The sequence below is a fragment of the Pseudomonas sp. ICBG1301 genome (genome assembly GCF_016918385.1).
GTDB classification, from domain to species: domain Bacteria; phylum Pseudomonadota; class Gammaproteobacteria; order Pseudomonadales; family Pseudomonadaceae; genus Aquipseudomonas; species Aquipseudomonas palleroniana.
On the sequence record NZ_JAEKGB010000013.1, the window covers coordinates 154,877 to 168,340 of the forward strand.

9 protein-coding genes are annotated in these 13,464 nt (G+C 61.5%); all 9 read left to right on the forward strand.

What is annotated here, in order from left to right; genetic code table 11:
- The first annotated feature begins 258 nt into the window (after positions 1-258).
- The 9 genes from JBE38_RS24890 (at position 259) to JBE38_RS24930 (ending at position 12,496) form a co-directional block, all read left to right on the forward strand.
- Positions 259-1,539, forward strand: coding sequence for an alkane 1-monooxygenase (locus JBE38_RS24890; protein ID WP_090370628.1), 1,281 nt, complete (start codon positions 259-261; stop codon positions 1,537-1,539).
- Positions 1,540-1,670: 131 nt separating this feature from the next.
- Complete coding sequence (gene praA, locus JBE38_RS24895) at positions 1,671-2,165, forward strand: alkane oxidation protein activator PraA (protein ID WP_090370630.1); 495 nt, start codon at positions 1,671-1,673, stop codon at positions 2,163-2,165.
- A gap of 135 nt (positions 2,166-2,300) precedes the next feature.
- A complete protein-coding gene (praB, locus tag JBE38_RS24900) occupies positions 2,301-2,786 on the forward strand; it encodes an alkane oxidation protein activator PraB (protein WP_090370631.1) in 486 nt (161 codons plus the stop codon).
- Positions 2,787-2,902: 116 nt separating this feature from the next.
- Positions 2,903-4,348 (forward strand): outer membrane protein transport protein, encoded by a 1,446-nt coding sequence (locus JBE38_RS24905; protein ID WP_205345375.1) that lies wholly within the window; start codon positions 2,903-2,905, stop codon positions 4,346-4,348.
- A gap of 300 nt (positions 4,349-4,648) precedes the next feature.
- Entirely contained in the window at positions 4,649-7,174 is a 2,526-nt protein-coding gene (locus JBE38_RS24910) for an acyl-CoA dehydrogenase (RefSeq protein ID WP_205345376.1), read from the forward strand.
- Between the two features lie 54 nt (positions 7,175-7,228).
- A complete protein-coding gene (locus JBE38_RS24915; RefSeq protein ID WP_205345377.1) occupies positions 7,229-8,572 on the forward strand; it encodes a 3-oxoacyl-ACP reductase in 1,344 nt (447 codons plus the stop codon).
- A 3-nt stretch (positions 8,573-8,575) separates the two neighbouring features.
- A complete protein-coding gene (locus JBE38_RS24920) occupies positions 8,576-9,466 on the forward strand; it encodes a MaoC/PaaZ C-terminal domain-containing protein (protein WP_205345378.1) in 891 nt (296 codons plus the stop codon).
- Positions 9,463-10,761: an acetyl-CoA C-acetyltransferase gene (locus tag JBE38_RS24925; RefSeq protein WP_205345379.1), complete on the forward strand. Its 1,299-nt coding sequence runs from the start codon at positions 9,463-9,465 to the stop codon at positions 10,759-10,761. The genes JBE38_RS24920 and JBE38_RS24925 overlap by 4 nt, the downstream gene beginning before the upstream one ends.
- Before the next feature lie 31 nt (positions 10,762-10,792).
- Positions 10,793-12,496, forward strand: a complete 1,704-nt coding sequence (locus JBE38_RS24930; RefSeq protein WP_205345380.1) for an AMP-binding protein — start codon at positions 10,793-10,795, stop codon at positions 12,494-12,496.
- The last annotated feature ends 968 nt before the right edge of the window (positions 12,497-13,464 follow it).

Genomic DNA, 13,464 nt, shown 5'->3' on the forward strand with positions numbered 1-13,464 from the left:
AGCCGGAAAAGAGACTGCTCGGTCACGTCCGAAAGGCCCTTAGAAATTAGTTGACGACCTAACGATTCCGCGCTATTTATTTAAAAAAATTATTTCAATATCTAATTTGAAACAATTTTTGAAATGCCTAAGAGCGAATAAAATAATGAAAAAAACGCCTTTTATCGCATGGTTGGTTTTCCGGGGCAGTCAGCGCTCCGTGAACCTGTTGTCCGCTCGATTTGTCACCCCCGCCACCGGTCTCGTACGGAGGTTGCCATGAATCAGTCCCTGGCCACTTCCAACGTCTGGACCGACGGCAAGCGCCACTTGTGGTGGCTTGGCATCATGCCTCTGGCTACCCCATTGCTCTCTGGTGCGCTGGCCATCACCACCGGTGTGCAACAACTGTGGTGGGTCGGTGTCCTGGTCATCTTCGGCCTGATCCCGTTGATCGATGGCCTGCTGGGTGAAGATGTCAGCAACCCGCCTGAATCCGCCGTCAACCACCTTGAATCGCAAAGCTATTACCGCTGGATCGTTTACACCGGCGTCGTGTTCGTCATTGCTTCGGTGGTGATCACCGGTTGGCTGGCGGCGGGCGGTATCGACTGGATCATTCAGGGCGGCCTGTTGCAGGCCACCGCGCACCTCGACCCGTCGAGCTGGCCGGCCCAGGCCGCCAGCTACCTCACTGCACGCACGCAGCTGCATGGATCGGTAAGTTGGTTCACTTATCTGGGCATGGCACTGTCCACCGGCGCCGCCACCGGCATTGCGATCAATACCGCCCACGAGTTGGGGCACAAACCCAAACCCCTGGAAGTGTTTCTCGCCAAGGTGACCCTGGCGCCGACGTTCTACGGGCACTTCTACACCGAACACAACCGCGGCCACCACGTGCGGGTCGCGACCCCCGAAGACCCGGCCAGCTCGCGCCTGGGTGAGAGCTTCTGGGCGTTCCTGCCACGCTCGGTTTGGTTCAGCGCCCGCTCGGCCTGGAACCTGGAGCGCGAGCGCTTGCGCAAACTCGGCTTGCCGGCCTTGCATTGGAAGAACGCTGTCCTCAGCGCGTGGCTGTACAGCGTGGTGTTGTGGGGCGCGATGATTGTGTGGCTTGGCGTCGCCGTGATTCCTTTCCTGATCATCCAGGGTGTCTACGGGTTCTCGTTGCTGGAAGTGGTGAACTACGTCGAACACTACGGCCTTAAACGCCAGAAGTTGCCCAACGGCCGTTATGAGCGCTGTTCGCCTCGGCACTCGTGGAACAGTAATCGGATTGTCACCAATATCTTTCTGTTCCAACTGCAACGGCACTCCGATCACCATGCCAACCCCACACGCAGTTATCAGTCGTTACGTCACTTCGATGAGTCACCGCAACTGCCTTACGGATACGCGAGCATGATTGTCTGGGCTTATGTGCCGTACTTGTGGCGCCGTCGCATGGATCATCGAGTGCTGAATCATTACGGCGGCGATATCCACCTGACCAATCTTCAGCCGTCAAAACGCCTGAAGTATCTGGAGAAATACGCGAACGGTACGGCACCGTTCTGATAGCAACCTTGTCGTCGGGCTGACTCGGGATCCAGGTATTGCGCAGGTTCCGATCGCCCAAAGTTTAAAGATTGAATGCAAGTGAGTTGTTTGACCCGAACAAAAATAATTTCAAGGGAAGGACCTGCACCATGCAAACAGCTGCCAAGTTCACCACTCATATCGTGCTGGCCGCCCTCGGCCTGATTGTTTACCAGCAGGCCCAGGCTGCCCGTATCGAGCCTGCGGGCAGCGCCTTCACAGCCCAAGGCCCGATCAGCTTTTCCAAGGGCGCCCTGATCAGCGCCGACTGCACCATCAAGGTGGCCGGCAAAGTGGCGGCCGATGGTGCGTCGGTGAACGTCGACAAAGTTGAGTTCGATGGCGGCCTTAAATGCAGCCGTGTTGAAGCCATCAACTTGCCCTGGATCCTGGTCGCCAAAGATACCCAAAGCGGTTCCATGTCGAAGATCAGCGTGGATGTGCACGCCTTCGGCCTGGGCGGCAAGTGCGGTCCTTCGACCGCCAACGGCACCTGGGATAACGCCACCGGCAAGTTGGAAGCCGCCAACGTGCCGATCGGCGAGGACTGCAAGATCAAGACGGTGTCGATCAAGATGCCGCCCAACTTCAAAGTGGTTGAATAAACACAGTCGAAAGATGCGGTGGTAATCGAATTGAGATTTGGCTGGAAAGGGAAGTTCTGCAGTTTCACCGTGACCTCTCGTTCATGGCCATTACCCCTGGCGAAATGACTTCGCCATAACATGTGAGGAAAAACAATGAAAAGCTTGAAAACCCTCGTTTGTGCAACTTCTTTTGCAATGTGCTTTGGCGCGGCTTCGATGGCCAGTGCGGCTTCGGTTTCCCCAGACGGTCCGTTCTCTACCAGCGCCGGCACCATCGTTGTGAAATCGCCATCTTCCTTCGGGGCTGCGGTGACCTGCGGGATTACCTTCACCGGCAACGTCAGCGGTGGCGTGGCTTCCATCAACGGCGCAACCCTGACCGGTGGCGGCCTGTGCGCGTTGCCGACGCTGACCAACCTGCCATGGGTGCTGACTGCGGCGACGGGCACCACCGGTACCGTGACCAACGTCGGCTACAAAATCTCCTCGATCCCTGCCACCAACTGCGGCCCTACCACCATTGCGGTGGCCTGGAACCCGAGCAGCAAAACCCTGTCTGCGGCCAACCAGGCGCTTTCCGGCAACTGCACCGTAGTTTCCCTGAGCGTGGCAGCGCCAACGCTGACGGTGAACCCGTAAACCGTAACTCCTGAGGGCTGATCACCCCCGGTACACACAGGCGCCTCGCCAGAGGCGCCTGTTCGGGTACCGAACACCGGCAGGGGCCGGGCGTAGATAATAATAAGGAGTACCGCATGAATAATAAGAAACCACACGCTCACACGTTACTGGGGCTGGCCTTGCTGGGCGGCCTGATGACCACGGGGCCGGTCGAGGCGGGCGGGTTTTCTACGCCTACCTACGGCGCACCGGGTTGGGGGCGTGCATTCGGGGGCGGTTCACTGTTCAAGAACGATCCGAGTGCGGCCTACAACAACCCGGCGGCAATGGCGTTCATCGACTCCCCCATTGCGCAGCAGACGGTCGATTATGCTCGGGTCAAGATCAAATACTCCGGCCAGGCTTTTGACCACAACGGCAACCCGGTGACCAATACGCCGGTTCTGGATGATCAAGGGACCTTGGGCGATCCGGCTCTCAATACCAACAATGGCGGGCAAGGTGGCTTTACCGCCTGGCTGCCGACCGGCTTTCTGGTGGTGCCCATCGGCGACCGGTTCGCCTTTGGCCTGAGCCAGGTGGTACCCCAGGGCATGAAAACCACTTGGGATCAGAACTCGAAGCTGCGCGATTTCGCGGTCGACACCAAAATCGAAACGGTCGGCCTCACAGGCTCCCTCTCGTTCAAAGTCAATGATGAGTTCTCGGTGGGTGCCGGCCTGATCTATCAGCGCAGCCAAGGCTTTGTCAGCCAGAACATTGACTTGCTGGCGGCTGCGGACGTTTCTCCCGGGCTGGGAGGCACTGGTTTTCCAACCGGTGTCGGGCATTCACTGATGCGTGTGAAAGTCGATAACAGTTCAGTGGGCTGGTTTGGCGGCATTGTCTGGAAGCCGACGCTGCAAGACACACTGGGCCTGAACTATCACGCCAAGATCAAAAACAAGATGACCGGTAAATACAACATTTACACGGATGCGATTGGCCGCAACGCCATGACCAACCCGATCGGTCCAAACGGCGAAACCCTGGTTGAAATGGCTTATCCCGGCCTCAAGCTGTTCCCGGATGGCGCGCATGCCAGTACTCAACTGGACATTCCGGCGACCGCCGCCGTTGACTGGGTGCACCAGTTCAATGACCGCTGGGCGTTGGGTGTGAGCGTGATGTGGACCGAATGGTCTTCGTTCCAGGACCTGACGCTCAAGTCGCAAGGTTCGACGATTGTCGCTATTCCCTACAACTACAAGAACGCCTGGATGACGTCGATTGGCGGCGATTACAAAGCCACCGACGAACTGACCCTGCGTGCCGGTGTGGCGTACGACCAGACCCCCACCCGCAATTCAACCCGAGACCCACGGATTCCTGATGGTGACCGCTACTTCCTGGCGTTCGGTGCCGGTTATGACATCAAGGCCGTGCCTGGCCTGTCGGTGGATGCCGCGTATTCGCACCAGTTCGTCGAGAAGGTCAACCTGAGGACCAAGAACGTGGATCGCCTCGGAGCCGCGCAGTTGGATGGCAAGGCCGAGTCGTCTGGTGATGTGGTCAGCCTGTCGGCCACCTACAAGTTCTAAAGCGTCTGGCACGGCAGTCGTGGGGCAGGGCGTCCAGCGCATCTAGAGGCTCGGCTCCACACTGTCGTCGGATTGGGCGGTTGGCCCTTGTGATGGTCCTGATATTTTCCTTCATAACCTGAAAGGCTGACGTGTTCAGCCTGGTATTTTTTCGCCAAACGATTAAATAAAAATTTCAAAACAAAATTTGAATTTGTCTTTTCAAGTTTGTAGTGTGGCTTTATGCAGCAGCTCATTTCGATCTGCCGTGCAACAGCCTGCCCTGAATCGAGTTGTTCTGGATCAAGTGAGGTATCCCCCATGGTTATCTGGTTATTGATAGGTGTCGCAGCAGCGATTGCCCTGGCATATCGACAAGCCGCCGCTGCGGTTTGGCTTGGCGCTGGCCTGGTCTGGCTGGCGATGGGTTACCTGTTCAACGCGGTGGCAGGTTTTGGCGCCACCGTCGCGGCGGTGCTGGTGGTGTTACCCGCCTTGTTGATGAGCCTCAAGCCGCTGCGCCGCAGCTTGTTGTCGAGCAAGGCGCTGGAGCTGTTTCGTACGATCATGCCGGCGATGTCCGACACAGAGCGCGCCGCCATCGAGTCCGGCACCGTGTGGTGGGACGCCGAGTTGTTCAGTGGCAAACCCAATTGGGCGCGCCTGCTCAACGCGGCACCGGCGCGCCTGAGCGCCGAAGAGCAAGCCTTCCTCGACAACGAGGTCGAAACCCTGTGTGACATCGCCAACGACTGGGAAACCACCCAGGTCTGGCAGGACATGTCCCCTGAAGCCTGGCAGTACACCAAGGACGCCGGGTTCCTCGGCATGATCATTCCCAAGCAGTACGGCGGCAAAGGCTTCTCCCACTACGCCCATTCCCAGGTGGTGATGAAGTTGTCGACGCGCTGCTCGGCGGCGGCGATTTCGGTGATGGTGCCCAACTCCCTCGGCCCGGCGGAATTGCTGCTGCATTACGGCACCGATGCCCAGCGCAACTATTACCTGCCACGTCTGGCGCGGGGCGAAGACATTCCCTGCTTTGCACTGACCAGCCCTTACGCCGGCTCCGACGCCGGGGCGATTCCGGACCTGGGGGTCGTCTGCAAAGGCGTGCACGAGGGCGAGGAAGTGCTGGGTTTCAAGGTGACCTGGGACAAGCGCTACATCACCCTGGGCCCGATCGCCACGGTGCTGGGCCTGGCATTTCGCGCCGAAGACCCGGACGGGCTGCTTGGCCAGCCGGGTTCGTTGGGGATCACCTGTGCATTGATTCCGACGGCTCATCCGGGGGTGAACAGTGGTCGGCGTCACTGGCCACTCAACGCGGTCTTCCAGAACGGTCCGACCACCGGCAAGGATGTGTTCATCCCGCTGGAGTGGGTGATCGGCGGGCGCGAACAAGTCGGCAATGGCTGGCGCATGTTGATGGAATGCCTGGCTGCCGGCCGCGCGATTTCCTTGCCTTCGGCTAACGTCGGCCTGGGCAAGGTCGCGGTGCGCGGCACCACAGCCTATGCGGCGATGCGCAAGCAGTTCGGTTTGCCGATCGGCAAGTTCGAAGGCGTACAGGCACCCTTGGCGCGCATGGCCGGGCACTTGTATGCCTGCGACGCCGTGCGCAAGGTCTCGGTGGCGTCACTGGATGCCGGCGAGAAACCTTCGGTGATTTCGGCCATCGCCAAATACCACGTCACCGAACGGGCGCGGATGATCGTCAACGACGGCATGGACATCGTCGCCGGCAAGGGCATCTGCATGGGGCCGAACAACTTCCTGGCCCGCGCCTACCAGCAGAGCCCGATTGCGATCACGGTGGAGGGGGCGAACATCATGACTCGCTGCCTGATCATCTTCGGCCAGGGCCTGATCCGTTGCCATCCCTACGTGTTCCGCGAGATGGAAGCGGCGCACCACCCGGACCGGCGCAAGGCGCTGGAAGCGTTCGACAGCGCGATGTTCGGCCATCTGAGCTTTGTGCTGGCCAACACCGTGCGCGCCGCCGTGCATTCGCTGACGGGCGGGCGACTGATTGCTGCACCGGCCAAGACCGACCCGGCGCTGGCGTCCTACTTCCGTCAGGCCAATCGGCTGTCGGTGGTGCTGGCGCTGATCTCGGACATTTCCATGGGCGTGCTGGGCGGTGCCCTCAAGCGCAAGGAAAGTATCACCGGGCGCCTGGGGGACATTTTGTCGCAGCTGTACATCTTGTCCTGCGTGCTCAAGCGTTTTGAAGATGATGACCGGCCCCAGGCCGACCTGCCGCTGGTGCATTGGGCGGCCCAGGATGCGTTGCTGCGCGCCCACGAAGCGTTGGCCGAAGTGCTCGATAATTACCCTTCGAAAGCGGCCGCACGGGTGGTGCGAGGCTTGAGTTTCCCCTTCGGTATTCCCCTGCACAAACCCTCGGACCGGTTGCTGGCACAGGTGGCTGAGGTGGTGCAGATCCCCGGCGAAACCCGTGACCGTCTGTTGGCCAATTCCTACATCCCTCGGCCGGAAATCGACAAGCTGGCCTATGGCGAACTGGGCTTCCGTCTGCTGCCGCAGGTAGAGCTGATCGACGCGCGCCTCAAGTCTGCCGTCAAGCAGGGTCTGATCGAGCCGATGCCGATTTCCACCACCGCCTTTACCGCCTGGCGCGTCAAGGCGCGGGCGCTGGACCTGATCAGCGACGACGAAGACGCCTTGCTCGGGCGTTATGTGGAATACGCCGACCACGGCATCCAGGTCGACGACTTCCCGCAGGACTTCGGCTTGCTGGAAGCCTTGCAGCAGCGCCAGCAGGCGTTGGAACCCAAGGCCAGGCGCCGCACCGCCCAAAACGAAAACGCCCCGGTCAACTAGGCGAATGCGGCCAGTGTGGGGCCGCGTATACAGAGCAAGTGAGTGAGTACCGATATGAGTGACAGCTACCTTTCATTCGTCAATTCGTCCTGGGGGCGTCGTCTGGCCCAGGCCATTGGCCTGCCGCAACCGTTGCCGCTGCAACGCCATCGCAGCGGCCAGCCTGGCCTGGCCAACCCGGTGATCGTCGCCGGGGCCGGGCGCCTGGCGCCACAGGTGCAACAGATCTTCAGCGCCACCGACACAGTCGTCGCCACCCCGGCGACCCTCCAGGCGCCGTCCACGCTCAAGGTGCAGGGCGCGGTGTTCGACGCCAGTGGTGTGGTGGATGTCGAGCAACTCGATGAGCTTTACCTGTTCTTCCACGCCAATGCCAAGCGCCTCGGCCATCACGGTCGCGTGGTGGTGCTCGGCACGGCGCCGGAACATTGCAGCGATTTGCCCCAGGCCATCGCCCAACGAGCCCTGGAAGGGCTGGTGCGTTCCCTGGCCAAGGAACTGCGGCGGGCAATCACCGTGCAATTGATTTACGTCGCGCCGGGCGCTGAAGAGGCGCTCGACAGCAGCCTGCGTTTCTTCCTGTCACGCCGTTCGGCCTATGTGTCGGGGCAGGTGGTACGCCTGGAGAAGCCGGTGGAAGGGCACGTCACCGTCAATTGGGAAAAGCCCTTTGTCGGTCGTCGCGCCCTGGTTACCGGCGCCTCACGCGGGATCGGCCTGGCCATTGCCCAAGTGCTGGCCCGCGACGGTGCCCATGTCGTGTGCGTCGACGTCCCCCAGGCCCAGGAAGCACTGCAGCAGGCGGCCGGCAGCGTGGGCGGCTCGGCGTTGCCGCTGGACATCACCGCCGCCGATGCGGCCGCCTTGTTGCAGGCGCATGCCAGTCAATACGGTGCCTTTGACGTGGTGGTGCACAACGCCGGGATCACTCGCGACAAGACCATCGCCAAGATGACCGAAACCGCCTGGCGTGAGGTGCTGGCGGTCAACCTGCAAGCGCCCCTGCAACTCAGTGAGGCGTTGCTGCAAAGCCAGGGTTTGAAGGCGGGCGGGCGCATTGTTTGCGTCTCGTCGATATCCGGGATAGCCGGCAACCTGGGGCAAAGCAATTACGCCACCTCCAAGGCTGGCGTGATTGGCCTGGTGCAGGGCTTGGCCTCGCGCGCGGCCGCGCAGCAGGTGACGGTCAACGCCGTCGCGCCCGGGTTTATCGAAACCCAGATGACGGCGAAGATCCCGCTGATGATCCGCGAAGCGGGGCGGCGCATGAACTCGCTGTCCCAGGGCGGCCAGCCAATTGACGTGGCCGAGACCATCGCCTGGCTGGCCCACCCGGCCTCGGGCGGGGTCAACGGCCAAGTCGTACGTGTGTGCGGGCAAAGCCTGCTGGGGGCTTGAGCCATGGACTACGTGACACAGATCATCGACCCGCCGCCGACCCGCACCCAGCTGTTGCTGGGCGGCCTGCGCGCCTTGCGCAAACCCACGCTCGATGGCGCCCCGTTGTTGCCCCAGGAGCGGCTGGTGCGCTCAGCCGTGGAATTGTCCGCCAGCGGCATTGCCGCCTACGGCCGCGCCTGCGGTTTTCGCCGCGAGCAGGGCGTGCCGCTGTCGTATCCCCACGTGCTGGCGTTTCCCTTGCATTTGCTGCTGCTGACTCGGCCGAGTTTTCCCTACCCGGCCAGCGGCATGGTGCATCTGGCCAACCGCATTCGGCAGCATCAGCGGCTGGCGGAGGGCCAGGCCCTGCGCCTGGAGGTGTACTGCGAGCGCTGGGTCGCCCACCCCAAGGGGCAGGCGCTGAGCATCGCCACCCGTGCCTACAGTGCCGGCACGCTGGTGTGGGAAAGCGACAGCCTGTACCTGCGCCGCGACGTGCACAACCCCGTCGGCGAGCCCTGGACTGACGGGTTGCCGTTGCAGGAAGAGGGCCTGTTGCGCACCCAGCGTTGGGTGTTGCCCGCCGACCTGGGCCGACGCTTTGCTCAGGTATCGGGGGACTTCAACCCGATTCACACCTCGGTGATCGGTGCCAGGCTCTTCGGTTTCCGCCGCGCCATCGCCCACGGCATGTGGACCCTGGGCCGAGCCCTGGCCGCGCAGCAACCGCCCGGTGGCGTGGACCAGGCGCAAGCCGATTGCGACTTCAAGTTACCGATCTTCCTGCCCGGCCAGGTCGCTCTGTGGAGCCACCCCGTGAGCGGCCCGCGCCGCGAGTTTGAAGTGCGCAATTTCGCCGGCGATAAACCGCATATGCGCGGCTTGTTTATCTGGAATGAGACCTGTCGATGAGTGACTACAGCTTCAATCCGGCCCCGACCCGCCGCGTGGCGATTATCGGCGGCAACCGTATTCCGTTCGCCCGCTCCAACACGGTGTACGCCCACGACAGCAACCAGGACCTGCTGGTGGCTGCGTTACAAGGACTGGTCGATCGCTACAACCTGCATGGCCAGCGTCTGGGCGAGTTTGCCGCCGGCGCGGTGATCAAGCATTCGCGGGATTTCAACCTGGCGCGCGAGTCCTTGCTGTCGACCACGCTGTCGCCGCAAACCCCTGCGTACGACGTGCAGCAAGCCTGTGGCACCGGCCTTGAAGCCGCCTTGCTGGTGGCCAATAAAATTGCCCTGGGCCAGATCGAAGTGGGCATTGCCGGTGGTTCCGACACCACCTCCGACGCGCCCATCGGCATCAATGAGTCCTTGCGGCATACCTTGCTCGCGGCCAACCGGGGCAAAAGCCTGGGCGACAAGGCCAAGGCGCTGTTGAAGGTCCGCCCCTCGATGTTCTTCAAGCCATTGCTGCCGCGCAACGGCGAGCCGCGCACCGGTTTGTCCATGGGCGAGCACTGCGAAGAAATGGCCAGACGCTGGCAGATCAAGCGCCTGGCCCAGGATGAATTGGCCCTCACCAGCCATCAGCGGTTGGACGCGGCCTACAAACGCGGCTTTTTCGACGATTTGATCAGCCCCTATCGGGGGCTCACGCGGGACAACAACCTGCGCGCCGACACCCGCCTGGAAAAACTCGCCGGGCTCGCCCCGGCCTATGACCGCCAGAACGGCACCCTCACGGCGGGCAACTCCACGCCATTGACGGACGGCGCCTCGGTGGTGCTGCTGGCCAGTGAAGCCTGGGCCGCCGAACGGGGCCTGCCGGTGTTGGCCTATCTGCGCACCGGCGAAACGGCGGCGGTGAATTTTGTCGACGGCACCGAGGGCCTGCTGATGGCCCCGGCTTATGCCGTGCCGCGCATGCTCCAGCGCGAGGGCCTGAGTTTTGCCGATTTTGACTTCTTCGAGATCCACGAAGCCTTCGCTGCCCAGGTGTTGTGCACCCTAAAAGCCTGGGAAGATGCCGATTACTGCCGCGAGCGCCTGGGCCTGGAGGCGCCTTTGGGCAGCGTTGACCGCGCCAAGATGAACGTCAACGGTGGCTCGCTGGGCTGTGGCCACCCATTTGCCGCCACGGGCGGCAGGCAATTGTCGGCGTTGGCTAAAATGATCGATCAGAACGGCGGCGGGCGCGGTTTGATCTCGATTTGTGCGGCAGGCGGGCTGGGCATTACTGCGATCGTCGAAAAATAGCGCTGTCAAAAACAACAACAAGGAGACTGCCATGAACGTTGTAAGCCTGGAACAAACCGAACGGGTCTGGTTGAACGCTTACCTGCCCGGCGTGCCGGCAGACATCGACGCGGGGATCGAGGACTACCCGTCGCTGCGCGAGGTGTTCCTGGAGCACCTGGAAAAATTCAGCGAGCGGGTCGCCTACGTCAGCATCGGCACCGAGATGACCTACGCCGACTGGCACGCGCAAGGTGTCGCGTTTGCGGCCTGGCTACAGGGGCAGGGCGTGAAGAAGGGCGACCGTGTGGCGTTGATGATGCCCAACTGCCTGCAATATCCGATCTGCCTGCTGGGCACCATCCTGGCCGGTGCGGTGGTGGTCAACGTCAACCCGTTGTACACCTCCCATGAGCTCAAGCACCTGCTCAAGGACAGCGAGGCCGAAACCGTGGTGATCTTCGAGAATTTCGCCTACACCCTGGAAAAGGTCATCGCCGGCAGCTGTGTCAAACGCGTGGTGGTGGCGGCCATCGGCGATTTGCTCGGCACCTTCAAGGGCGCAGCCATGAACTTCATCCTGCGCAGCGTGCAGAAGCAGGTGCCGGCATTCAAGCTGCCGGGGGCGTTGCGCTTCAACCAGGTGCTCAAGCAAGGGCGGGCGCAGCATCATTTTCCGGTGGCGATGGCCCTCGACGACCTGGCCTTCCTGCAATACACCGGTGGTACGACGGGCGACGCCAAGGGCGTGATGCTCAGCCACCGCAATATTATCGCCAACCTGCTGCAAGCCAAGGCCTGGGTCGGTGACCAACTGGACCAGAACCAGCAGGAAACCAACGTCACCTTGCTGCCGCTGTACCACATCTTTTCCCTGACGGTGAACTGCTTGATGTTCATGTGCCTGGGCGGGCGCAACATCCTGATCGCCAACCCGCGTGATGTGAAACGCGTGCAGATGATCCTGCGTAAAGAGCGCTTCAACGGGATTGCCGGGGTCAACACGTTGTTCAATGGTTTGCTGGAGAACAAAGAGTTCTGTGCCCGGGATTTCTCTGCGCTGCGCATGGTGATCGCCGGTGGCATGGCCACCCACACGGCCGTGGCCAAGCGCTGGAAGGAAGTCACCGGGTTACCGATCATCGAAGGCTACGGCCTCACCGAGTGCTCACCGGTGGTCAGCATCAGCCCCATCGACATTGCGCGCATGCGCGAGATGGAGTTCACCGGTAGCATCGGCGTGCCATTGCCCTCGACCTGGGTGCGCTTCATGCGAGAGGACGGCGAACTGGCCGACATCGGCGAGCAAGGCGAACTGCAAGTACGTGGCCCGCAGGTGATGCAGGGTTACTGGAAGCGGCCCAAGGAAACCGCCGAAGTGCTGGATGACGAAGGCTGGCTGTCGACCGGGGATATCGGTGTGATGGACGAGCGTGGCTATATCCGGCTGGTCGACCGCAAGAAAGACATGATCCTGGTATCGGGCTTCAACGTGTACCCCAATGAAATCGAAGATGTGGTGGCGATGCATCCGGGAGTGGGTGAAGTGGCGGCCATCGGTGTGGAAGACCCGGTGACGGGGGAGCGGGTGAAGATCATTGTGGTGCGCAAGGACCCGAACCTGACTCAGGAACAGATCCTCGCCCACTGCCGGGAATACCTGACGGGGTACAAGGTGCCAAGGTATGTGGAGTTCCGCAGCATCGAACTGCCCAAGACCACGGTGGGTAAAGTACTGCGCCGGGCCTTGCGTTAGAGAGGATCTGATTTTGTAGTGAGCGGGCTTGCCCTAATGCCCGTCTGTTAAGCGACAGAGTGGGCGATGGATAACCTGTGGGAGGGGGCTTGCTCCCGATAGGCCGCGCAGCGGCCTCAAAAATGGGCCTGCTACGCAGTCCATCGGGAGCAAGCCCCCTCCCACAGTGACAGTGTTAAGCCTTAACTGACTGGTATTAGGGCTTGCCCCGCGCTGGGCGGCGCAGCCGCCCCACCAAAGCCGCCGCGTTATACCAGTGAAACCGAAATCCCCGGATTCTGGGTCACCTTCCAACCCATACCTCCGAAACCGGGGACATCGTTTACACATTCGAAACGCGGACGCCTCTGTAGTGAGCGGGCTTGCCCCGCGCTGGGCGGCGCAGCCGCCCCACCAAAGCCGCCACGTTATACCAGTGAAACCCAAATCCCCGGATTCTGGGCCGCCTCCCAACCCATACCTCCGAAACCGGGGACATCGTTTACACATTTGAAACGCGGACGCCCCTGTAGTGAGCGGGCTTGCCCCGCGCTGGGCGGCGCAGCCGCCCCACCAAAGCTGCCACGTTATACCAGTGAAACCCAAATCCCCGGATTCTGGGCCGCCTCCCAACCCATACCTCCGAAACCGGGGACATCGTTTACACATTTGAAACGCGGACGCCCCTGTAGTGAGCGGGCTTGCCCCGCGCTGGGCGGCGCAGCCGCCCCACCAAAGCTGCCACGTTATACCAGTGAAACCCAAATCCCCGGATTCTGGGCCGCCTCCCAACCATACCCCCGAAACCGGGGACATCGTTTACACATTTGAAGCTCGGACGCCCCTGTAGTGAGCGGGCTTGCCCGGTACAAACCGGGGACATCGTTTACATTTCTAACCGGGGACATGGTTTACAGGCTAATACGCATGATCAGGAGGTAACTGATCATGCCCTGGAACCAAGAGTCCCCTATGAACCAACGAATCAA

Excerpts from the sequence above, each read along its gene's own strand:
- JBE38_RS24915 (WP_205345377.1), top strand. The coding sequence starts at position 7,229 with ATGAGTGACAGCTACCTTTCATTCGTCAATTCGTCCTGGGGGCGTCGT.
- JBE38_RS24905 (WP_205345375.1), top strand. The coding sequence starts at position 2,903 with ATGAATAATAAGAAACCACACGCTCACACGTTACTGGGGCTGGCCTTG.
- praB (WP_090370631.1), top strand. The coding sequence starts at position 2,301 with ATGAAAAGCTTGAAAACCCTCGTTTGTGCAACTTCTTTTGCAATGTGC.
- praA (WP_090370630.1), top strand. The coding sequence starts at position 1,671 with ATGCAAACAGCTGCCAAGTTCACCACTCATATCGTGCTGGCCGCCCTC.
- JBE38_RS24930 (WP_205345380.1), top strand. The coding sequence starts at position 10,793 with ATGAACGTTGTAAGCCTGGAACAAACCGAACGGGTCTGGTTGAACGCT.
- JBE38_RS24890 (WP_090370628.1), top strand. The coding sequence starts at position 259 with ATGAATCAGTCCCTGGCCACTTCCAACGTCTGGACCGACGGCAAGCGC.
- JBE38_RS24925 (WP_205345379.1), top strand. The coding sequence starts at position 9,463 with ATGAGTGACTACAGCTTCAATCCGGCCCCGACCCGCCGCGTGGCGATT.
- JBE38_RS24910 (WP_205345376.1), top strand. The coding sequence starts at position 4,649 with ATGGTTATCTGGTTATTGATAGGTGTCGCAGCAGCGATTGCCCTGGCA.
- JBE38_RS24920 (WP_205345378.1), top strand. The coding sequence starts at position 8,576 with ATGGACTACGTGACACAGATCATCGACCCGCCGCCGACCCGCACCCAG.